21 protein-coding genes and 1 pseudogene are annotated in these 23014 nt (G+C 47.7%); 16 read left to right on the top strand and 6 right to left on the bottom strand.

What is annotated here, in order from left to right:
- The first annotated feature begins 676 nt into the window (after positions 1-676).
- The 3 genes from L9W92_RS12340 (at position 677) to L9W92_RS12350 (ending at position 3861) form a co-directional block, all read left to right on the top strand.
- Positions 677-958: a hypothetical protein gene (locus L9W92_RS12340; protein WP_240084059.1), complete on the top strand. Its 282-nt coding sequence runs from the start codon at positions 677-679 to the stop codon at positions 956-958.
- Positions 959-1651: 693 nt separating this feature from the next.
- A complete protein-coding gene (locus tag L9W92_RS12345) occupies positions 1652-2626 on the top strand; it encodes an RHS repeat domain-containing protein (RefSeq protein ID WP_240084060.1) in 975 nt (324 codons plus the stop codon).
- Entirely contained in the window at positions 2626-3861 is a 1236-nt protein-coding gene (locus tag L9W92_RS12350; protein ID WP_240084061.1) for an RHS repeat-associated core domain-containing protein, read from the top strand. The genes L9W92_RS12345 and L9W92_RS12350 overlap by 1 nt, the downstream gene beginning before the upstream one ends.
- An 86-nt stretch (positions 3862-3947) precedes the next feature.
- Here L9W92_RS12350 and L9W92_RS12355 read toward each other — a convergent pair.
- A pseudogene (locus tag L9W92_RS12355) lies at positions 3948-5201 on the bottom strand (IS110 family RNA-guided transposase).
- A 385-nt stretch (positions 5202-5586) separates the two neighbouring features.
- Here L9W92_RS12355 and L9W92_RS12360 point away from each other — a divergent pair.
- Positions 5587-5874 carry a hypothetical protein gene (locus L9W92_RS12360; protein WP_240084062.1) on the top strand — a complete coding sequence of 96 codons (288 nt, stop codon included), beginning with the start codon at positions 5587-5589 and terminating at the stop codon, positions 5872-5874.
- Between the two features lie 436 nt (positions 5875-6310).
- Here L9W92_RS12360 and L9W92_RS12365 read toward each other — a convergent pair whose 3' ends face one another.
- The 3 genes from L9W92_RS12365 to L9W92_RS12375 all read right to left on the bottom strand — a co-directional run bounded on the left by L9W92_RS12365 (position 6311) and on the right by L9W92_RS12375 (position 9122).
- Entirely contained in the window at positions 6311-7477 is a 1167-nt protein-coding gene (locus L9W92_RS12365; RefSeq protein ID WP_240084063.1) for a sensor histidine kinase, read from the bottom strand.
- Positions 7478-7671: 194 nt separating this feature from the next.
- Positions 7672-8352: a response regulator transcription factor gene (locus tag L9W92_RS12370; protein ID WP_240084064.1), complete on the bottom strand. Its 681-nt coding sequence runs from the start codon at positions 8350-8352 to the stop codon at positions 7672-7674.
- A gap of 161 nt (positions 8353-8513) precedes the next feature.
- The gene (locus L9W92_RS12375) at positions 8514-9122 is read right to left on the bottom strand and encodes a sialidase family protein (RefSeq protein ID WP_240084065.1); all 609 of its coding nucleotides are present in this window, start codon (positions 9120-9122) and stop codon (positions 8514-8516) included.
- 286 nt (positions 9123-9408) lie between these two features.
- Between L9W92_RS12375 and L9W92_RS12380 the strand changes: the two genes are divergently transcribed.
- The 12 genes from L9W92_RS12380 (at position 9409) to L9W92_RS12435 (ending at position 19415) form a co-directional block, all read left to right on the top strand.
- Positions 9409-10614: a D-alanyl-D-alanine carboxypeptidase family protein gene (locus tag L9W92_RS12380; protein WP_240084102.1), complete on the top strand. Its 1206-nt coding sequence runs from the start codon at positions 9409-9411 to the stop codon at positions 10612-10614.
- A 185-nt stretch (positions 10615-10799) separates the two neighbouring features.
- On the top strand, positions 10800-11132 hold the full coding sequence (gene spoIIAA / locus L9W92_RS12385) for an anti-sigma F factor antagonist (protein WP_240084066.1): 333 nt from the start codon (positions 10800-10802) through the stop codon (positions 11130-11132).
- A gap of 11 nt (positions 11133-11143) precedes the next feature.
- The gene (gene spoIIAB, locus L9W92_RS12390; protein ID WP_240084067.1) at positions 11144-11593 is read left to right on the top strand and encodes an anti-sigma F factor; all 450 of its coding nucleotides are present in this window, start codon (positions 11144-11146) and stop codon (positions 11591-11593) included.
- Between the two features lie 15 nt (positions 11594-11608).
- A complete protein-coding gene (gene sigF, locus L9W92_RS12395) occupies positions 11609-12385 on the top strand; it encodes an RNA polymerase sporulation sigma factor SigF (RefSeq protein ID WP_240084068.1) in 777 nt (258 codons plus the stop codon).
- 69 nt (positions 12386-12454) lie between these two features.
- Positions 12455-12649 carry a dodecin family protein gene (locus L9W92_RS12400; protein WP_240084069.1) on the top strand — a complete coding sequence of 65 codons (195 nt, stop codon included), beginning with the start codon at positions 12455-12457 and terminating at the stop codon, positions 12647-12649.
- A gap of 106 nt (positions 12650-12755) precedes the next feature.
- Positions 12756-13214 (top strand): stage V sporulation protein AC, encoded by a 459-nt coding sequence (gene spoVAC, locus L9W92_RS12405; protein ID WP_240084070.1) that lies wholly within the window; start codon positions 12756-12758, stop codon positions 13212-13214.
- 183 nt (positions 13215-13397) lie between these two features.
- Positions 13398-14387, top strand: a complete 990-nt coding sequence (gene spoVAD, locus L9W92_RS12410) for a stage V sporulation protein AD (RefSeq protein WP_240084071.1) — start codon at positions 13398-13400, stop codon at positions 14385-14387.
- A 12-nt stretch (positions 14388-14399) separates the two neighbouring features.
- Positions 14400-14756, top strand: a complete 357-nt coding sequence (gene spoVAE, locus L9W92_RS12415) for a stage V sporulation protein AE (protein ID WP_240084072.1) — start codon at positions 14400-14402, stop codon at positions 14754-14756.
- Positions 14757-14763: 7 nt separating this feature from the next.
- Positions 14764-15762: an acyl-CoA dehydratase activase-related protein gene (locus L9W92_RS12420; RefSeq protein ID WP_312038100.1), complete on the top strand. Its 999-nt coding sequence runs from the start codon at positions 14764-14766 to the stop codon at positions 15760-15762.
- A gap of 14 nt (positions 15763-15776) precedes the next feature.
- On the top strand, positions 15777-16877 hold the full coding sequence (locus tag L9W92_RS12425; protein WP_240084073.1) for an acyl-CoA dehydratase activase-related protein: 1101 nt from the start codon (positions 15777-15779) through the stop codon (positions 16875-16877).
- Entirely contained in the window at positions 16874-17851 is a 978-nt protein-coding gene (locus L9W92_RS12430; RefSeq protein ID WP_240084074.1) for an acyl-CoA dehydratase activase, read from the top strand. The genes L9W92_RS12425 and L9W92_RS12430 overlap by 4 nt, the downstream gene beginning before the upstream one ends.
- Before the next feature lie 208 nt (positions 17852-18059).
- Complete coding sequence (locus L9W92_RS12435) at positions 18060-19415, top strand: TrpB-like pyridoxal phosphate-dependent enzyme (protein WP_240084075.1); 1356 nt, start codon at positions 18060-18062, stop codon at positions 19413-19415.
- 125 nt (positions 19416-19540) lie between these two features.
- On the opposite strand, the gene L9W92_RS12440 is transcribed toward L9W92_RS12435, so the two are convergent.
- Both L9W92_RS12440 and L9W92_RS12445 read right to left on the bottom strand, forming a co-directional pair.
- A complete protein-coding gene (locus L9W92_RS12440) occupies positions 19541-20575 on the bottom strand; it encodes a glycoside hydrolase family 130 protein (RefSeq protein ID WP_240084076.1) in 1035 nt (344 codons plus the stop codon).
- A gap of 9 nt (positions 20576-20584) precedes the next feature.
- Positions 20585-22888 (bottom strand): glycosyltransferase, encoded by a 2304-nt coding sequence (locus L9W92_RS12445; RefSeq protein ID WP_240084077.1) that lies wholly within the window; start codon positions 22886-22888, stop codon positions 20585-20587.
- Between the last annotated feature and the right edge of the window lie 126 nt (positions 22889-23014).

Below are 23014 nucleotides of genomic sequence, written 5' to 3' on the forward strand. Positions count from 1 at the left end.
CCTCAAATATTATTCAAAAAAGATGACAGGCGGACTAACGGACTTTTTCATTTTTGGTCACTTTATCCGTCAAAACATGGACAACTTATACCAGCTGTTTTTGGTCATTATGCGGTAGCATTAACAGGAAATTGAAAATGGAGAGCAAATAATTGGTTATCAATACTTACATGGAACATCTGATGATGTCGGCGGATTTGGAATTAGTGGAAATATTCAAAGGATGAATATGGTAATTCAACTATTAATTTTGCTTACCAGTGGAATGATGAAATAGACCCCAATTTTCAATACAGCACTGATGTAGCAAAGAGTGAATTTGCAGAAAAAATACCTTTTGCATCACCAACGGATTACGTTATAAGGATTTATTGGACAGATACCTCTACATTGAGTAGCGATGGGGTATATACATCAGGTTGGTTGTCAAATAGCCAAATGAATCCATATAATGATGAAAATAATAGGCGATAGAAAGTAGGTTTGATAATGAAATTAAAGATGATTTTACACGTGGTAATTGTAATCATATTAGCAACAATATACTTGTTATCTGGATGCACTGAAAAAGAGATTGATACTAATAGTGATATCGATTTGTCAGGATTAGCAACTGTGAATAAACCTGTTATATCACCCTCAGCTAAATATCAGTTGAATATTAAAGAAGAAACCATTGAAAGTAAGACACAACAGGTTTTATATAACAAATGTTTCAAATGGTGCTACTGAACCATTAGCTATCTATACGTCAGAGGACGCTTACCGTACAAGAGATGCCCTTTTCTTCTTATGGGATAAAGACGACAGGGTATGGGTATACAGTGGTGATGTTGGAACCTTCTTTTGGGAACGGATAAATGATAACTATTGGGAAAAACATGTACGTTCTGAAAATAAAGATGTAGCTGTGCCAGATTTATTGAAAAAGTTAAGACCTAAATTTTTTGATAAGTAGGCCGATTTGAAAAAGGTTGGTTTATTGAAATCAATGAGACAGGTAAACAATTATCTCCTGGTTCATGCTTTTTGAAAGACTGAGTAGACACCAAGAAACTGCTAATATAACCTATTATCATAATAAACATTGTCTTCCAGTTTTAATGGTACAATATAACCGTTTCCAATGTAGCCTTTTCAAATATAAACATGAGTTATGCTGTTATAGATAAATAACACCAATCCCACAGCCGTAAAAATGGATGCGGGGCCAAAATATTTCGATGAACCCTGAAAACCTATCGCCAGTATGTCAAAATAGACTTTGAATTGTTGCTCGTAACAGCAAATCCGATGACTGGCGTTGAATAAGTATCTAACCATTTCGTGGTGGGATAGGGCTTCTTAGGCACTTTATTTATTGCATTCCCATTTTGCGTAGCATAATAGGATTTCTACGGTAAAAAGCAGTTCCATGTGAATAGAACCCCTGGGCAGGACGACAAACTATAACTACGACGCCGAAAACAACCTGGTTGCCGTAACAGATGCAAACAACCACACAACCACATACAATTACGATTTTCCCAACCGGTTAATATCAACCACCGATCCCAGCGGCAGCACAGAAACCTACACACTCGACGGCAACGGCAACCAGATTGCCAAAACAGACCGGAATGGACACACCACCACCTATACCTATGACGCTTTGAATCGAATAACCAATGTAACAGATGCGCTTGGCAACACAGAAGTTATAGAATACGATCCACTCGGCAACAAAACCAGCATGACCGACCGGCGCGGCAACACGGACACATTTACCTACGACCAGTGCGCCAGGCTGCTCACGGCAACCGACCCGGCAAACCACACAACCGCTTACACATATGACCTGGCCGGCAATCGACTTAGCCTCACCGACCCCCGCGGCGCCAGTTGGACATACACATATGACGACAACAACAGGCTGGTTGCAGTGACCGACCCACTCGGTCATATCAGCACGACCGAGTATGACAGTGTCGGCAACGCCGTCTACAGCACCGACGCCAACGGTGGGACCACAACCTTCGGCTATGACCCGTTAAACAGACTGGCCTCCGTAACCGATGCCCTGGGGCATACCACAAGCTACACCTACGACAATAACAGCAACATGACAACAGTCAACAACGCTAAAAATCAGACTTTTACCGCCGCCTACGACGCGCTGAACCGACTGGTGCGGGAAACCGACCCACTGGGCAACACCAGCCATAGAACTTACGACCCTGCCGGTAACCTGTCATCCATGACTAAGCCGGACGGATCTGAAATAAACTATACCTACAACACCAACAACCGCCTGACGAACATTACCTACCCGAATAACACCGGAATAAGTTATACTTACGACGCAAACGGCAACCGCACAACCATGGTCGACCCTGCAGGCACCACCGGCTACAGCTACGACAGCTTAAACCGGCTCACATCGGTAGCAAGAGACGTATACTCCGTAGACTACGAATACGACCAGGCCGGAAATATAACAGCGTTAACCTACCCCGGCGGCCTGCGGGTAAGCTACACATATAACAGCCTGAACCTGCCCGTATCGGTATCCGACTCGGTCTATTCGGCAAGCATATCCTACGACGAAGCAGGCAACAGGCTTCAGGAAATCTGCCCAATGGCATAATGGTAAACTACGGTTACGACCTTAGCGGTCGCCTGACAGTGCTGGAGCACGTTTACGGTCAGAGCGCCATCGCCAGGGCGGCCTATACACTGGACAACGTGGGTAACAGGCTGAGCGTGACCGACGAACAAGGCAACACCACCCAATACACCTATGAAGATCTTTATCAACTAACCAGGGTAGAATATCCCGACGACCAGACAGTGAATTACACATACGATCCGGCAGGCAACAGAACAAGCGCGAACGGTGTTACCTATACCTATGATAACGCCAACCGCCTGATCCAAGCAGGTGCCAATACCTATGGTTACGACCTTAACGGCAACCTGACATCAGTCAGTGATGCCACCTACAACAATTGCAGTTATAATTACGACTACGAAAACCGGCTGATCAACTTCTCCGACGGAACCCGAACCATCCAGTACACCTACGACGGCGACGGTAACCGTCTCAGTCAGAGCGTATCAGGTTCAGTCTACGGCTCAGACGAATATAGTTATATTTACGATATCAACACAGGAATACCGCGCCTGCTCGTAGAAAAGGATGATACGGGAAATACAAATAATTATACCTACGCTGGCAGGCTTCTGAGCAGGATTGACCCCGCAGGTATCGCATATTACCACCAGGATGGGCTAGGCAGCATTTCGGTAATAACCGATGTTTACGGCAACCCCCTCAACCGTTACACATACGATGCTTTCGGTAGTCCGCGTTCGGTTTCGGAGAGTGTTTACAACCCGTTCCGTTTCGCCGGGGAGCCTTACGATGCAAACGGTCTGATTTACTTACGTGCAAGATACTATGACCCGATAACCGGCAGGTTCTTAAGTCAAGATACGTTCAACGGGAATCTTAACGACCCGCTGTCGCAGAATAGGTATGTTTACTGTGGGAATAACCCGGTGCTGTATGTTGATCCCTCAGGGCGAGTTGTCGTATGTGTTGGTTTAGTGGCAGCTCCAGAAGCAACTGCTGCTGCGGCAGCTGTTGGCGCAGCGGCTGTGGCAGCTACTGTGGAGCTTGCAAATGAAGCCAAGGAAGCTTGGGACCGCTATTGGGCTGAAGAGGAAGTATTTAGGAATAAACTCAAAGATATAGAGAATAACCCTGAAAACTGGGAAGAGACAGGATATTCCAGTGAACCTGCAACAGGGTTAAGAAATAGAGGTGGTGAAAGTATCGAAGAAGAATTCACCAATAAGTATACGGGGGAAAAAGTTTGAAACGAACACCTAACGGAAGCGGATAATGGGCGCAAAAAAGTGCCGTAATCCAATTACGGTACATTGAAAAAGAAAATATAATCGGACTAAGAAGCGATAACGCCATCGGAATCTACGACCAGAAAGCCGTGACGTCGAACAAAAGCGACGGCCTGCTCAACGGTAAAAGCCCGGGTAGCAGGAATGGACACCACCTTTCTATAGAGATTGGGGTTGTAGGCTTCGGAATTTTTGAGGATGGCGTAGATCGCGGTCAACAACATCCTGCAAATGGCAATGATGGCTTTCTTGTGCCCACGACGCTTTTTGAGCGCAAGATAACGACTTTTGATTTCAGGGTGCTTGTCTGAATTGCAGACGGTAAGAGCGCACTGAACCAAAAGCGGCTTGATGTAAGCTCCGGCACGGCTGATACGGGTAGTCTTTTTCTTGCCGGCACTCTCGTTGTTTTGCGGTGTAAGTCCCGCCCAAGAGCAAAGGTGCTTGGCCGTAGGGAACACGGACATATCCACGCCGATTTCCGAAATAATAGCGATGGAGGAAAACAGTTGGATACCCGGTACGGTCATGACCAGCTCAAATTGAGAACGAAACTGCTCGGCAAGGGAGAGGATGGCAGATTCAAGATTGGCCTTGCAGAGCTAAAGACTATCCATGTGGGAATGGATAATCTTTAGCTTTTCAGCCTGCTCGGAGCACATCAAGCCGTCAACAGCAGCTTGGACCTTGTCCGGTGATGCTTTGCAGCGACGATGAATAAACGGAGCAACGTCAAAGTCCCCATCGGGATGCGCAAGCAACTGTTCAGTAATAGCGGAAGCACTTTTACCAAAAACATCAGAAAAGACATCATCCAATTTGATATTGGAAACGGTAAGGCAATTTTGAGCGCGGTTCTTCTCTCCGACAGAGAAGCTAGTCAACTTGACACGGTAGCGCATGAAGTCGCGGAGTTGCCGGATGGCAAAGGGTGGGATAAAGCTGCCGGAGACCAAATCGTGCTTGAAGATATCGGCGATCCATTTGGCATCTTTGGTGTCGGTTTTCTTGCCGCGGATGGCTTTGACGTATTTGGGATGAGCGAGAACCACCTTACAGGTGGATTCGAGCATGTTGTAGACGGGTATCCAGTATTTGCCCGTAGACTCCATACAAACATCCCGGCATCCGTGCTCCGCAAGCCATTGGGCAAGCAGGCGGAGGTCACCGGTGAAAGTAGAGAACCGGCGCCGTTGGTAAGTCGTAACGCCCTTGTCGTCGGTTGCCGCGATACAAGCTACGACGAAGGACTTGTGGACGTCGATGCCACAGCAGACTGGATAAACGATTTTGAGTGCCATATTCGACCTCCTCGTAAAAGAATACGAGGATACCGACAGGGACTGACCGCTCACACAAAAAACGAGTAGCGTCTTTACAAAGATAAGTTTACGGGCTCAATGTCCCACTTATTTGTGCTTCACTGAGCGGCCGGCACACATAATTATTCGGTCAGCGAAACGCTGGGCCCACTCCCCTCCACGTGCTCTGTAGTGTGCCGGCATCCTCGCTGATATTGTACAACAAACTTCGCGTGAGGGCCGACGGTTTCATTCCGTTTTGTGCCTTTCGCAGAAAGGAATGGTCATAATTATGGAAACATACTTTGAAAAATCGTAATGGTGAGATTATTGATCAACACTATCGCCCTTATCCAAAACAGTAGTAATAAAGGGAGAATATTAATTGGAAAAACAAATGAATTTGCGTCAGAGTATACTTGATGCATTAGTTGATGATTCAGAAAGCATAGTTCAAATTAAGAATTACTTAAAATACTATAGAGTATCGCATACAGATGAAGCTTTAAGAGAAACAATACTTGAACTCCTAAATGAATCAGTAATTAAAATAAAATACCCTCCTAATAGTAGTATAATTGATATCGTCAATGCTGATAGCCTTATAATTAGAGATTACTGGTTTAAATTAACTGAAAAAGGTTACGAGGAATGGAATAATATTCAACTCTAATATGAAACACAGGCCTATAATGAGTAGTGTTTTACGGGTGTCGCGGGGACGGTTATATTGACAGATCCAGACCGGACGCTCCAAAAGTTTACCGTACTCCGATGGTAAAACAATCCAATACGATACACCTACGACAAGCTTAGGAGAAAACTAACACATACCCGGTTAGGAAATACTACCGATTATACCTATCATAGCATATATTTTTTTGAGGAGTATTCTGCTTGAGCAGGATATTTCGGCTTACTGTAAAAAACTGGTAATGGTAAAATTTAATTAGTTAATTGTAGAGACATTTAATTATTTTAAATCTTCCACATATTGGTTTATATCCTTTGATCATAATATTGTATATTCCGACATCTTGTTCCATTAATCCTGCTATCAGTTAAATATTTAGACAGGCTGCTAGGGAGCCTGATGATTATTTCGTACATTACAGTCCAAGTGTAAAAGTAAAAGTCGTGCATTCATTTTCCACACTTGTGACATTTATTTTGCCGCCCAATCTGTCTATAATTGTCTTTGCAATTGACAACCCTAAACCATAACCGCCGGTTTCCTGCGTTCTGGAGGGATCGGCCCGGTAGAACCTGTCAAAAACTTTTGGCAAATCTTGTTTTGCTATTCCTTTTCCACTGTTCTTTATAGAATATATAATTTTGTTTTTTGCTTTTTTTAGTAATATATCAATTTGTCCGTTATTATTTGTATATTTTACAGCGTTATCAAATAAAATCGTGACAACTTGTTTAACTCTTTCCGGATCGCCTTTTATAATTATGTCTGGCTCTATCGCATGACGGAGCTTAATGCCTTTTTCTATCACCAAAGCTTCCATCGACAATATCACATCATTAATAGCGTTGCTAATATTAAACGGCCTTTTTTGTGCTTTTAAATTTACATCCTCTATTTTAGCTAAAGATAAAAGGTCGTTAATAAGTTTTGCCATCCTGTCACTGCCGATTCTTATATAATCAAGCCACTTTATTTGACTTTTAATGCTTTCATTCTGATTTGCCAAAAGCGCATCATAGTTGGCGTTGATAATTGTAAGCGGTGTTTTCAATTCGTGAGATGCGTCAGCAACAAATTGTTTCTGTTTTTCCCATGTTTCTGCTATCGGTTTAATTGCCCGGTTGGCAAAGTAAAGGCTAATGATAAAAATAACAAAAAGCATTATTAAGCCCACTAAAAGTAAAGTGGTCAGCAGTGCCAGCAACGTATTTTTTGATTCCGTGACATCTAAAAATGTAATCTGATACTTGCCTTCGATGGAGGTATATGGTTGTCCGCTGATAATAACATGCATGAGTATTGGGGTTATAGTATACTGCCATTGTTTCCCTTCCAGTGTTATTGTGGAATTGTTTTTTTTGTCGCTCCAGGCAGTCTCGGCAGCTTTATAATAAGCTTCGTCAGGCAAAGCAATAAAAGAGTTGATTCCCCAAATTCTGCCATCCGCGTCTACTTCAATATTAAATGAAAGAGAATCACCTAAAGAAAAATTTGCGAGGGTGGAGAAGGTTTCTTTTTCCTTATCAGCAGGCAAGCCGACTCCTGTTATTGCTATCGGCTTATCAGATGGTGATGCGTCCAATTTATTTTGTTCTTCCGAATGTATGGTTATTTGCTTGCCGGATGACAGTGAATTCAGTTTTTTCAGATTCTCCGAGTGTATGTTGTTATAGGTAATGAAATAAATGATTGCAAACGCGGCAACCATCACAACCGAAGTAATTGACATATTCAGTATGAGAAATTTGTTGCGCAGTTTTGTGAACATTCTATTTCCTATCCTTTTAACGTTTGTAAGACATATCCTGCGCCCCGTATGGTGCGAATGAAAACATCAGATTCCAAGTGTGTTAATTTCTTTCTTAAAAGGGATATATATGTTTCCACATGGTTATCCTCGGCGCTGGTATCAAAACCCCAAAGTTTTTCAATAATAATCTCTTTGGAAATAATAGTGCTATTTCTTTTTATAAGCAATTCCAGTAATTGGGATTCTTTTAGAGTCAGTATAATCTCCTTGTTTCCACAGCCAAGCAGCAAGGTAAGCGGATTCAGCTCAATATCTCCGTATTTAAGCTTGCCGTCATTGATTAGTTCTGTTTTTCTGCGCCCCAATGCGCGCAAACGAGCTAACAGCTCGTCAGTGTGGAATGGTTTTGCCAAATAATCATCAGCGCCGCTGTCAAGGCCGCGTACCTTGTCCTCGGTTTCACCTCTTGCCGTCAACAGAATAACAGGTGTTTCAATGCCGTTTCGACGCAATTCTTTGAGTACGCTTATGCCGTCCATTTTGGGAAGCATGATATCAAGGATGATGATATCATAAATATTGGAATTCCCGCAATCCAATCCGTATTCTCCATCATAGGCCAAGTCAACGCTGTAATGATTCTTCTTTAAGACTTGAGCGATGGCCTCAGCCATATACTTCTCATCTTCCACCATTAAAATCCTCATTTCTATCCCTACTTCGTCATTAAATTAAAATATAAAAATAAGATGCATCCGCAACATAGGAACTGATAACGGCTCCTATGCTGTGGATGCTTTTCCGTTTATTCTATGCAAAGCGACAGCATCCGTCGTTTTGCGCTGATTAGTTCCCGTAAAATTACCGATCAGTTAGCATTTTCAGACGTAACAACCTTCATCATTCTGACTTTGCCGCCTTCGGTCACTGTTGCGCCTTCAGGCACCTCTTCACTCCAGGTCTTGCCGCCGTCCGTGGAGAAGCTTCTAACGCCGTTTTCCACTTTGCACAGCAAGCTTTTCCCCTCAGCATCTTTCGGCGAAAGAGTCGGGAGGCCGTTAAAAACAGTAAATTTACCGTCTTCGGATTCGCTGACCGTTACACCGTCGGGAGCTTTTTTACTCCAGGTTTTGCCGCCGTCCGTGGAGAAGCTTCTAAGGCCGTTTTCCACTTTGCACAGCAAGCTTTTCCCCTCAGCATCTTTCGGCGAAAGGGTTGGGAGGCCGTTAAAGACAGTAAATTTACTGTCTTCGGATTCGCTGACCGTTACACCGTCGGGAGCTTTTTCACTCCAGGTTTTCCCATCGTCCGTGGAGTAGCTTGCAATACCGCCTTGAATTTTATACAGCATGGAAGTGTCAGGGTTTGCCGCTAAAGCCGCCCCGGCGCCTGCTGTGGTAATAAGCGCTCCGCAAAGAAGAGCAACGGCCGCTTTCTTTTTTGTTGCCTCCATGATTGATAAAATTTTGCTTTTCATAACGTAATACCTCCAAGAATTTTTTGTAAGCAGCTGCCTTACATTTACCATCATAAACCCATAACCTTTAGCGAACCTTTAATAAAAATTAAATTGAAAATTTTTATATCCGTATACTTCGTTTTCGAGTAAAAGTAATATTTTGTGAGTTCAGTTTCTAATATCTGGAGTTTAGTTCTAATATCTGCAAAAAATGGCTTTATCACAGTCGTATAACTTTAAGACGGAGTATCATAATACAAAGTAACCTGCTAATAAAGCGTATTTGTAAAATAATTTGAAAGAAATGGGGGTAATGGTAATCTTGCGGAAAAAAGCCCTGATACTTTTAATGGTCTTTGTATTAATTGCCGGTCTGCCGGCTGGTCAAATTGAGGGAGCGGCTTCCGGAGCCGTTGGAGTAGAAAAAACAGAATTGGAGGCTGCCGCGCCTGCCGTTCCGGAAACGACTGCCGTGGCGGCGGTGCTTTTGGAGCCTACGAGTAATAAGATTATTTATGAAAAAGAGCTGAATAAGCAGTTGCCGATGGCCAGTGTCACGAAACTAATGACGCTGCTGCTGGCGGTGGAAGCAGTGGAGCAGGGCAAGTTCAAGCTCGACGATAAAGTTGTCACCAGTGAAAACGCGTGGGAAATGGGCGGTTCGCAGGTCTATCTGGAACCCGGTGAGGAAATGAGCCTCTGGGAAATGCTCATGGCAATAGGCTTGCAGTCGGCGAATGACAGCAGTGTGGCTGTCGCGGAGCATATAGCCGGCAGTGAAGAGGCTTTTGTGCAGGCCATGAACGACAAAGCAAAAGAGCTGGGCTTGGTGAACACCAATTTTGTCAACTGTCATGGCCTGACTGCTGACAACCATTACACCAGCGCCTATGATATGGCTGTCATATTGAAGGAAGGATTGAAGTACCCGTTATTCCGGAAGATAACTTCCATGAAAGAATCGGAATTAAGGGGCGGGGCGTTCAAGCTTTGGAATACGAACAAGCTCTTATGGTGGTACGATGGAGCGGACGCCGGCAAAACCGGCTGGACGGAAGCGGCAAAGTACTGCTTGGCCTCGTCGGCCGAAAGGGACGGTTTACGGATAATCTGCGTAGTATTGGGCACGTCTGAGCCGGGAAGTCATTTCCGGGAGTCGACAAAACTGCTGGATTACGGTTTCGCCAGGTATAAAGCGGTAAATTTTGCCGAACAGGGCGCCAGTGTGGGCGCTATAAAAGTAGGCAAGGGGCAAGTGGACCGGGTGGAGGCTCAAACTGCTGAAAAGGTTAGCGTAGTGGCTCTAAAGGGAGAGGAAAAGGGCTTTGAATCACGGGTTGAACTGGCGGACCACCTGGACGCTCCCGTGCAAAAGGGACAGGTAGTGGGAGCTTATGTTGTTACCAAAGGCGGCCAGGAGGTCAAGCGGGTTAATCTGGTGGCTGGCGACGATGTTCTGAAAACAACCGTGTTCGAACAGGTGAAACGTGTTATCGATCACGTATTCTGATATAAAAAAAATAAATAGCGGAAATAATATGCATCTATTTGGCGCGGATTGACTCCGGGCCTTTTTTATCTGTTGACACGCCTTGCCTTTTTAAAATATATTTGGTAAGATTTAGCAGTAAGGCATATATTAATTGGGGGCTTGCGTCAAGTCGTAAATTTATAGAAAAGGTGGTGCCTGTACGCTTGGAGCTTGAGCAAATACAAGATACATTGATTGCCCGGCTGAGCGGGGATCTTGACCTGGGTGTGGCCGATCATTTGCGGAACACTTTAGATGAAGCCCTTGACAATCAACCGGTTAGAAACATTATTCTAAATCTGGCGGGAGCGTCATTTATTGATAGTTCGGTCTTGGGGGTGCTGCTGGGAAGGTATAAGCGGGTTAGCAGAATAGGCGGCAGGGTTTGTATTGTTGAGCCTCAGCCGCAAGTGCGCAGGATCCTGGAACTATCGGGTTTGCTCCGGATTATGGACGAATTCCCCGGCGAAGCCGCCGCGTTGGAGAATATCGGTTAGGGGGTATTGTTTTGCGCTTGATTAATCAAATGAAATTGGAATTTCTAAGCATTCCCGCCAATGTGGCTTTTGCCCGCGTGTCTGTCGCCGCTTTTGCTTCGCAAATCGAATGTACTCTGTCCGACCTGGAAGAAATCAAGGTAGCGGTGTCCGAAGCGGTAGAGAATTCCATTATCCACGGTTATGAAAATGCCGCGGACCGCTTGGTGAGGATATACGCCGCGTTAACGGCGGACACCGTTGAGATCAGGGTTGAGGATGACGGCAAGGGCATTGAAGATATCGACGATGCTCTGCAGCCTACTTTTTCCACCGACGCTGAACGTTTGGGGCTGGGTTTCGTATTTATCAATTCGTTTATGGATAATTTCAAGGTGGAATCAACTCCTGGTCACGGTACTGTGGTAACAATGAACAAAAGAGTTGGTTCCGGAGTGGCTCGGATAAGCCCGGAGCAATAGGCAGGAGATGAAGAAATGAGTGGCAGGCTGGTTGAAATGAACCTGCCCCGCTTTCCGTTGCTGAAAGATCAGGAAATGAAAGAGTTGCTTGGCAAGGCAAAGGCGGGTGACGGTTACGCCAGGGACAGGCTGATCAATTGCAACCTAAAGCTGGTATTTAACCTGGTCAAGCGTTTTCAGAACCGTGGCTACGAGCTGGAGGACCTCTTTCAAATCGGTTGCATCGGGTTGATTAAAGCGATAGATAAATTTGACCCCAGTTATGAGGTTAAATTTTCAACATATGCCGTACCGATGATTATCGGTGAGATCAGAAGATTCTTAAGGGATGACAATCCGGTTAAAGTCAGCCGTTCGGTAAAGGAAATCGCTTACAAGATCCAGCAAGTCAGGGACATCCTCACCGCGAAGCTGAGCCGCGAGCCGTCAGTGGGAGAAATAGCCGCGGACATGGGGTTGTCCAGGGAAGAAGTCGTCAACGCGCTTGAAGCGGCTCAAGCCCCGACGTCAATTTATGAGACTCTGCACCAGGATGACGGCGATCCGATCTATCTGCTGGACCAGCTAAAAGGCAAGGAAGACGGAGAAACGCCCTGGCTGGAAAGAATATCCATGAAAGAACTTTTAAACAACCTTCCTGAACGGGACAGGCAGATTATCGCCTGGCGGTTTTTTGAGGATAAAACTCAGTCGGATATCGCGCAAAAACTGGGATTATCGCAAGTGCAGGTGTCGCGCCTGGAAAGACAGGCCTTAAAGAAACTTAAAGAATTGATGGAAAAGAGTGGCTGAGCAAACGTATAAAAAATAGTATTGCTGGTATAATACAATTGCTTTGAAAAATTAAAGGAGGGATGATGGTTGCACGTCAAAGTGTCTGAAATAGTGGGTGAATCTCCCGATAGCTGGAAGGGCGCCGTGCAGTCAGCCATTACGGAGGCCTCGCGGTACGGGAAGAACATCGTAGGCGTGGAAGTTGTCAATTTTACTGCCAATGTGGAAAACGGGCAGTTGGTGGAATACAAAGCCAACGTGAAAATTGCCCATACCGACTAAAACAGCGGGTATATCGCAGTATCTCCGGGCTGCTGACTAGAAAGTCAGCAGCTTTTTTGTATAAGGAAGATTTGAGTTGGTAAATATAAATTACGGGGTGACAAAAATGCCGGATAATTCAATGCCACTAATCAAACAAAAACAACGCTACATGGAAATGGTTAAAGAAAGCACGCCGAAGCCCAGGGTTCTAAGAAATGTTTTTTGGGCTTTTGTGGTAGGCGGTTTGATTTGTTTGGTAGGTCAGTTCATTCTCAGCTTTTTCCTGGCCAGGGGGTTGAGCTTTAATGAGGCGGGCGCGGCAACTTCCACCACGTTGGTCTTTCTGGCGGCGTTTCTTACCGGTATAGGTCTGTACGACGAAGTCAGCAGGTTTGGCGGGGCCGGCGGCATTGTCCCAATTACAGGCTTCGCCAATTCAATGGTGGCTCCGGCGTTGGAGTACCGGGCGGAGGGGCTGGTTTTCGGCGTCGGGGCACGGCTTTTCACTATTGCCGGGCCGGTGCTGGTGTGGGGCATAGTTACAGCCTGGATAGCAGGACTGCTATATTATTTTTTTAGGTAGTCAGGAGTCAGGAGATAGAAGTCAGGAGTCAGGAGTTGGAAGACGAAAGTTGGAAAACGGAGCCTGGGAGCAGGGAGGCCAAGAGTCAGAAGACTGGAGCCAGGAATCAAGAGACGGAATGAAAGCATGTAACATTGGTATTTCTTGAGAGGTGAGAATTTGGCAGCGCCTAAAAAAAATGGAATGCAAACCGTTTATTTCGAAAAACCGCCCGTCATTATCGCGTCTGCGTCAATTGTCGGATATCTGGAAGGCGAGGGACCGCTGGGGAAAACATTCGACCAGGTGGTTAATGATACTTACTACGGCGAAAAAACCTGGGAAAAGGCCGAGCAGCGGATGATGCTGGAGACTATGCAAAAAGCCCTGGAAAAGGCCGGCTTGCAGGTGAAAGATATTGATTATATGCTGGCCGGCGATTTGCTGAATCAAATTATCACGGCAAATTTCACCGCGAGAGTATTGGGCATACCTTTCTTGGGATTGTACGGCGCCTGCTCTACCATGTATGAAGGCATGGCGCTGGGAGCCATGCTGATAGAAGGCGGTTTTGCCGAAAAAGTGCTGGTCGGTTCTTCCAGCCATTACAGCACCGCCGAGAGGCAGTACCGCTATCCCACCGAAATGGGGAACCAGCGTCCCATGACCGCTCAATGGACAGTGACCGGAGCGGGCGCGGCCGTGCTGGCCCGGGAAGGAAGCGGGCCGGTGATTACCCACGCCACCATCGGCAAGGTTGTCGACCTGGGGCAGGGGGATGCGCAGAATATGGGCGCCGCCATGGCGCCGGCGGCGGCGGATACGATAACTTGCCATTTAAAGGATACCGCGCGGCAGCCTGATTATTACGATCTGATCATCACCGGCGACCTTGGCTCTTACGGCAAGAAGCTTGCTGAACAGCTGGTAACGCAGGACGGATATGATATTTCCGATCGGTATACTGACTGCGGCATTTTAATTTACAGCGCCGCGCAGGATGTCCACGCCGGGGGAAGCGGCTGCGGCTGTTCGGCGGTAGTCACCTGCGGCTATCTTATGGAAAGCCTCAAAACGGGGAAATATAAACGCCTGCTTGGCATCGGCACCGGCGCGCTGTTGAGTCCGTGCAGTGTTCAGCAAGGGGAAACTGTGCCGGGGATCGGGCATGCCGTTGTAATCGAAATGAGATAGGAGGCTTGCGAGATGCAATTTTTTTGGGCTTTTGTGATCGGGGGCGCGCTCTGCGTAATCGGACAGTTGCTGATGGATTTGACCAGCTATAAGTTCACGCCTGCCCATGTGCTGGTGACTTTTGTCAGCGCGGGCGCGATCATCAGCGCTATCGGCCTGTACCAGCCTTTAGTGAATCTGGCCGGGGCGGGGGCGACTGTTCCCTTGACCGGTTTTGGCCACCTGCTGGCCCAAGGAGCGTTGAACGGGGTTAAACAGCACGGGTTGCTGGGCGTATTCAGCGGCGGAGTGACCGCGGCGGCGGCGGGTATTACCGCGGCAGTGGTTTTTGGCTACCTGGCGGCGCTTACTTTCCGGCCGAGAGGGTAGCGCCCAGGTGAAAGGAGAGCGAAGGCAATTGAAGGTTGGTATTCCCAGAGCGCTTCTATACTACTATTATTACCCGATGTGGCGGACTTTCTTTGAAGAGTTGGGCGCCGAAGTGGTGCTTTCATCGCCGTCAACCAGGGTGACATTGGCCCAGGGGCTAAAACATGCCGTGGATGAGGTCTGCCTGCCGGTCAAGCTGTTCTTTGGCCATGTGCTGGACCTGGCCGGGAAGGTTGATTATATTTTTTTGCCCAGAATGGTGAGTGTGGAACACCATAAATATATCTGTCCAAAGTTTCTCGGCTTGCCCGACATGATTCGCCGGCTGGAAGGCCTGCCTGACTTGATTGGCGTTGACGTCAACCTGTACAGAAAAGACAGGGATTTATACACGGTGATAAACAATGTGGGCAGTCTCTTTACCGGCAATAAGTTAAAGATATTTAGAGCTTATCGCAGTTCAATCAAAACCCTGCAGAAATATTACCGCTTGCTGCACCTCGGACTGATGCCTGCCGAGGCCTTAGCTGTCCTGGATAACAAGGTTGGTGATAAACCGCTGAATTATCCGTTTGAATTAAATGTGGCCGTAATCGGCCACCCGTATAACATCTATGATTCTTATATCAGCATGAATCTGACCGGACGGCTGAAAGAGATGGGCGCCGCTGTTTTTACCGCTGAGCACGTGCCGGAAAAAACCTTGAGGAGCAACGCGGCCCGGTTGCCGAAAAAATTATTCTGGAGTCTCGGTCAGCGGATGATCGGAGCCGCTTTTCACTACCTTGACCGCCCGGATATAAGCGGTTTGGTGCATGTGGCTGCTTTTGGGTGCGGGCCTGATTCCATGACCGGCGAGTTGATCGAGCGGCATGCGCGCGCCTTGCGCGCGCCTTTCTTGAATCTCACTCTTGATGAACATACCGGGGAAGCCGGTATTGTCACCAGGCTGGAAGCTTTTTTAGACATGGTGCGGTGGAAGAAAGCCGAAGCTGCCGGGATATGAAACGGAGGTAAACAATGCGCGCAACTTTTCCGCATATGGGCAACCTGTATATTCCTTTAAGGGCGATGCTGCAGTATCTGGACGTGGACGTGGTGGTGCCGCCGCCTTCCAGCAAAAGGACTTTAAACCTGGGGGTCAAGCACGGACCTGAATTTGCCTGCATGCCTTTAAAATTAAATTTGGGTAATTTTATCGAAGCCCGCGAAATGGGCGCCGACACTATTATTATGGCCGGCGGGTGCGGTCCGTGCCGCTTCGGATATTACGCCCAGATTGAGCACGCCATCTTGAAGGATATCGGATGTGACATGCAGTTAATTGTACTCGAACCGCCTGAAAAAAATATATCTGAATTAATTATTAAAATCAAGAAAATAACCGGGCGCCGGTCGTGGTGGCAGGTGATCCAGGCTATCCGGTTTGGCTACCAGAAAGCGCTGGCAGTGGACGAGCTGGAAAGAAAGGTGTTTCAGGTCCGGCCCAGGGAGGCAAGGGCGGGTGCCAGCGAGCGAGCTTTTAGTGAGGCATTAAAACTGATAGACAACGCCGCGTCGCCGGGTGAAATGGCAGAGGCCAGGAAAAAAGCCGGCGCGATCATGGCCGGAGTGGCGTGTAAACCCAGCGGACCGCTGGTCAGAATCGCTGTTATCGGTGAAATCTATACTTTGTTGGAGCCTTTTGCAAACAACCGGCTGGAACGGCACCTGGGACTGCTCGGAGCCGAAGTCGACCGTTCGCTCTATTTGAGTGAGTGGGTGAACGACCATCTGTTGTTCGGGCTGGTTAAGGGGCTTCGTTCCAGCAAAGAGACCTGCGCTTCAGCCAGCCCTTATCTGTGTCACTTTGTGGGCGGCCATGGCCAGGAGACGGTAGGCAGTGCCGTGAACTATGCCCGGGCCGGATACGACGGGATAATCCAGGTGTACCCTTTCACCTGCATGCCGGAAATAGTGGCCCAAAGCATCCTGCCCGGCGTGGGTTCGGATTACGACATACCGATACTGACTTTGATTATGGACGAGCACACGGGGGAGGCCGGCTTGCAGACCAGGCTGGAAGCTTTTATTGATCTACTGGCAAGGAGAAAGGAAACCAGGGAGGTTATCTGTAAATGAAGGGATATCTTGGCATAGATGTTGGATCTGTCAGCACTAATCTGGTTTTTCTGAATGAAGGCGGTATAGTCCGTGAAGCAATCTATCTCAGAACACAGGGACAGCCAATCGCCACGGTGCAGAAAGGGTTAAAAGAATTAAACGGACGCCTGCCTGACGGCGTGAAGGTAAGGGGCGCGGGGGTAACAGGCAGCGGCAGGCATCTTACCGGGGTGCTTGTCGGCGCCGACACGGTGAAAAACGAGATAACCGCCCACGCCGTCGCGTCATTGTTGCTGGTGCCGGGAGTGCAGACAATTTTGGAAATAGGCGGGCAGGATTCAAAAATCATTATATTGCGCAACGGTGTGGTGACTGACTTTGCCATGAACACCGTTTGCGCCGCGGGTACAGGATCTTTCCTGGACCAGCAGGCTGCGCGGCTGAATATACCGATAGAGCAATTCGGGGAAATTGCTTTGCAGGCGGAGTCGCCGGTGCGGATTGCCGGGCGGTGCGCTGTCTTCGCGGAGTCGGATATGATTCACAAGCAGCAAATGGGATGCGGCCTGCCGGATATCCTGGCCGGCTTGTGCGAAGCGCTGGTGCGCAATTATCTGAACAATGTCGGCAAGGGCAAGGAAATCCTGGCCCCGGTGGTTTTTCAGGGCGGCGTGGCGGCCAACGTGGGGATGGCCAAAGCTTTTGAAAAAGCGCTGGAATTACCCGTTACAGTTCCTGCGCACTTTGACGTAATGGGAGCGGTGGGCGCCGCCCTGCTGGCCCGTGAAGCGGTGGCGCGGACCGGTGTGAGCAGGTTCAAAGGCTTCAGTGTGGCGGACTCGTTATTTAAGACAGGCAGTTTTGAATGTTCCGGATGCCCCAATATGTGTGAAGTGGTGGAAGTAGCTGAGCAGGGGAGCGTTATTGCCCGCTGGGGCGACCGCTGCGGCAAATGGAGCGAAGACGTCGGCAAAAAAGAAAAGATAAGCTAAAAATGACGAATAATCTTGCATGGCGAAAAACATTGAGCTAAAATATTTGTAACTAATCAGGAGTCAGAAATCAGGAGTCAGAATGAGAAAATGATTTGTCTCTAAATGTGATGAATTTTGACTAATGAATTCTAAACACCTGAATGGTTTAGTTTTTGCATGTGTTGATTCTTAATAAACCAGAGGAGAGAGGAGTTCTTTAGAGGAGATGAGTGAAACTAAAATTCTGCTCAGCGAAAAAGAAATGCCGACAAAGTGGTACAACATCCAGGCGGACATGCCTAATTTGCCAAAACCTGCTTTGAATCCTATGACCAAGCAGCCTGCCGGACCGGAAGACTTGTCCCCTATTTTCCCAATGGAGTTAATTAAGCAAGAAGTAAGTGGGGAGCGCTGGATTGAAATACCGGAAGAGGTGCGGGAAATCTACCGGCTCTGGCGGCCGTCTCCACTTTGCCGGGCGCGGCGGCTGGAAAAGGCTCTGGATACGCCGGCAAAGATTTATTATAAATACGAAGGCGTAAGTCCGGCCGGCAGCCATAAGCTCAACACTGCCGTTGCCCAGGCTTATTACAATAAGGCGGAAGGAATCAAACGGCTTTCCACTGAAACAGGGGCCGGCCAGTGGGGTATTGCCCTGTCCCAGGCCTGCAACTTCTTCGGCTTGGAATGTACTGTTTATATGGTGAAGGTTAGCTATCAGCAGAAGCCTTACCGCCGTTCCGTGATGGAGATTTTCGGCGCTAATTGCATTGCCAGCCCCAGCAATCAAACCAATTGCGGCAGGCAGATTTTAGAGAAAGATCCCGAATCCCTGGGCAGCCTGGGGATGGCTATCAGTGAGGCTGTGGAAGATGCGGCCGGCCGTAGCGATACAAATTACTCCCTGGGCAGTGTCTTAAACCACGTTTGCCTGCACCAGTCCATTATCGGCCTGGAGGCCAGGGAGCAACTCGCCAAGGCGGACGCTTATCCCGACGTGGTCATCGCCTGCTGTGGCGGTGGTAGCAACTTCGCGGGCATCGCTTTCCCGTTTGCCCACGATAAGATTGTCAATGGCGCCAAGGTACGGCTTGTGGCCGTTGAGCCGAGCGCCTGCCCCACTCTGACACGCGGACACTATGGCTATGATTTTGGAGACGTGGCCGGGTTTACCCCGCTTTTGTGGATGTATACGCTTGGCAAAGACTTCATGCCGCCGGGAATCCACTCGGGCGGCTTAAGGTACCATGGCGCATCAACGCTGGTCAGCCAGTGCATCCATGACGGAATAGCCGAGGCGTTTGCCTACGGACAAACGGATACATTTAAATCCGCCGTTCTCTTTGCCAAATGTGAAGGTGTCGTGCCGGCTCCTGAATCTTCCCACGCTATTCACCATGCCGTGGTGGAAGCTGTTGCTGCGAAGGAAGCAGGCGAAGCCAGGACGATACTATTTAACTTGAGCGGCCACGGACTGCTGGATTTGCCCTCTTACGACACATACCTGGCTGGAAAACTGGAAGACTACCCGTTACCGGAGGAAAGCCTGAAAAAAGCTTTGGAAAAGTTGCCAGAAGTATAAATATCAAGAGATGGTAATAATTTATTTTTGAAAAAAAGCGGCCTTCCCGTATTTAACCAGGGCCGCTTTTTCTTTTAATTACAGCCGTTTGCCGCGCGTTCGGCAAGGGGAGGCAAAGCCGTATTTTACTCCGGTGCGTCCGCTTTAATATTATCCGTCATCCGGCGTACCGGCCTTTCGCCGTATTTGACGAGCCAGTCCAGGATTTGGCTGATATTGCCTATCGCCACGGCGATTGAAGTGTCGGCGGCCCCGTAATACAGCCGGAGTTCGCCGGTTTTTTCGTTTAGCGTGTAACCGCACGGGAAAACCACGTTATTAACGTCACCAACCAATTCATAAGAAGCCTTTGGCCCAAAGATCCATTCCTTGCTGCGGGAGATAATCCGTTTCGGATTTTCCAGGTCCAATAGGGCGACTCCGATGCGGTAGATGCATCCTGCCGCTGTATTGCGCACACCGTGATAGAAGAGCAGCCAACCCTCTTTAGTTTCTATGGGAGGTGTCGAAAGGCCGATCTTATTGGCATCCCACCATGAGCCCATGCGTGCTTTGATTAATGGAGTAGTCGAGGTCCATGTTTTTAGATTGTTGGAATATGATAGCCAGATGTGAGAGCCGGCGTAGATATCGATGGCGTGGGCAGTTTCCGGACGATGCACCAATAACCAGTTTCCGCCAATTCTGCGGGGAAAAATACACGCGTCTTTATCGTGCGGGAGAGTGATGTTGCCGATTTTTTCGAACGTGACAAAGTCTTTTGTCATGGCCATCGATACAAGCGGCCCGCTGGTGGAAAACGCCGTGTAAGTAATAGCGTATTGCTCCAGCTCAGGCACGTAAATTATCCTCGGGTCCTCAATTCCCCACATTTCTTCCGGGAAAATATCCGGTTCGGGAACCAGGGCGGGATTTGGGTCAATATGCCAGCCGGTCAACCCGTCATCACTGCGGATAACGTTTAAAAAAGAAACCCCGCGCCGGCTTTCCACCCTGGCCAGTAAAACTGTTTCGCCGCTCGGCAATTTGACGGCGCCCGGATTAAAAACCGAGTTGACCGGATAAGGCCAGTCATCCGCTGTAACGATCGGATTGCCGCTATACCTGTGAAATAATTCGCCGTTAATGAATTGTTCTTGTCTAGCCGTGATGATCTCCACCGTTCCTGTCTAATTTTGATTTTTTATTATTCCCCGTTTTTCCTTGTTGCCGATAGCCTTGCGTATTTTTGTTTCTTTTAAGGCGGTAACCGCGAGGGCGAAACTAATAACAGATTCAGCCCCGCTGTTGCTATTGCTGCCTGAGGCGTGCAGACCGTCAAGAGGATAATCATAATTGGCATTATAAACCGGCACTCCCAGACGGTTATTGCCGAAAAACCAATTGAAAGCTTTTGTTGCCAGCGTACGGTATTCTTCTTTACGGGTCAGACGCAAAGCTTCGCAATATGCTTCCACCAGATAGCCAATCTCAATTGGCTGCTGATCGAAACAAGCTCTTTTAGCTCCTTTATACAGCCAGCCCTTGTTGCCTATTAAATCAAAGCAAGTACCGTCATACTGGATGTTTGTGAGGAAATCCAAGGATTCCAAAGCTGTATCCAGGTATCTTTTATCTTTAAAAACATTATATGCCAGCATCAAAGAATAGGGCACTTTGGCGTTACCATAAGTGACGGCATGCTCAAACCAGTGCCAGTTCGTGCTCTTGTTGGTTTCGTAGAGTTCTATCAGATAATCCGCTCCGGACCGGAGCAAGCCTGCTGCTTTTAACGACTCCGGATATTTATGAAGATAACCGTATAAACCGCAGATAGCGTAAGCCAGTGCTTTAGGGAAGTCTGACAGCGGCCGGTCCGGCGGCAGGCGGTCTATGGCCCGGTCAAATATGTCTCTGGCAAACAAGGTGATCGACTGGTCGCCGCTCCAGGCAATGGCGCTGCCCAAGCCCGCAAGAACCCGGCCGAAGGTGTCTTCGCTGCCGACTTCATCCAGATACCTCCGGTCATAGCTGACAAAGTTGTGAAACCTGCCGTCTTCTATCTGAACGTAGTGAAGAAAAGATAGATACTTTTGGGCCAAACGATATTCACCGGAGAAGTTATTGTCAATATGATTGACGGCGCGAGCCCACCTTATTATTACTTCCAGCGCCCGGCCGGCGTCGTCGGCGGAATAACCGTGCTTTAAGTCCGGTATTCCATGCAAGGTAAATTGAAACATGCCGGTGTCGTCGGTGATGCGCTCAAACATATTCAGTATTTTATGGTTACCCAGGTTGTCCAGGCTGCCTTTGCGAATCGCGCTTACTCTTTTTATCACTTTCAGTGAATGTTCCTTGCACACTTCTCTGAATAAGGCGTGGTACTTTTCCGACACCCTGGACCAAATCATTTCACGTCCGTAAGCGTATGACGAAGAGCTCATTTCATTCAGGTATTCTCTTTTGGAGAGCAGCTCGTTCAGGGTATCGGCCAGGGCTTTAGGATTGCTGAAAGGCACCAGGCGGCCGCGCCCGTCCGCCAGCAGTTCTCTGGCATACCAATAAGGGGTTGAGACAACAACTTTGCCGAGTCCAACCGCGTAAGCCAGGGTGCCGCTGGTAATTTGCTCCGGTGAAAGATATGGGGTTATATAGATATTTGCGCCGCTGATATACCTGAACAGTTCTTCATTGGAAAAAAACTTGTCAATGAACATCACATTATTTTCCAGTGAATGGTCGCGAACAATTTTCTGCAGGCTTTCCCGGTAGCTTTCCCCGTGGATCCTGGCAACTTCCGGGTGGGTTTTGCCAAGAATAATGTATATTACTTCGGGATGCTCCCGCACCACGCCGGGCAGGGCTTCCAGCACCATTTCGACGCCTTTGCCGGGGCTGAGCAAACCAAAAGTGAGGAGCACAAACCTGCCTTCAACACCCATCTCCGCTTTAAAATTATCCGGGTCCGAAAAAGGCAGATCCGGCACGCCATGCGGAATCATCACTATCTTTTCAGGAGGTACGTAATATACTTCCTGGAGAATTTCTATAGCCTTGTGGCTCATTACCACCAGGCGGTCGGAATGCTGAATGACCTCCATGAGTGACGTATAATAGCCCAGGTTGGGATCTTGCAGCACTGTGTGAACGGTGGTTACCACCGGTTTTTTTAACTTCTCCAGCAGCTTGGTGATCAAACGTCCTTCCGGACCGCCGAACAAGCCGAATTCATGCTGCAGGTTGACCACGTGCAAATCCGAAGAGTTGATATGTTCCGCCGCCCTGGCATAATCGGAAGCTTTGTTTCTGTCAAAAACAAAATCGACTTCAGAGGGAAAATTACGGTTCAACTGGTCGTCTACGGCAATGACTCGTCCCTTATTGGCAAATGAGTTTTGATAAGAATGAAATAGATTTTGTGTGAATGTGGCGATTCCGCATTTTTTGGGAACATAGGAACTGATAAAACATGGGTTGATATCCCTTTTCATTAATTATTCACCCCGCTTCTCATCATTATGTTCCAATAGTTCCATAAAGACCAACGCAGTTAATTTTACCTCTTTATAATTTATTTAGTATCTATATAAATTATATAATAATTCAGTCAATAATAC

Source organism: Pelotomaculum terephthalicicum JT (genome assembly GCF_022410535.1).
Classification (GTDB): domain Bacteria; phylum Bacillota; class Desulfotomaculia; order Desulfotomaculales; family Pelotomaculaceae; genus Pelotomaculum_D; species Pelotomaculum_D terephthalicicum.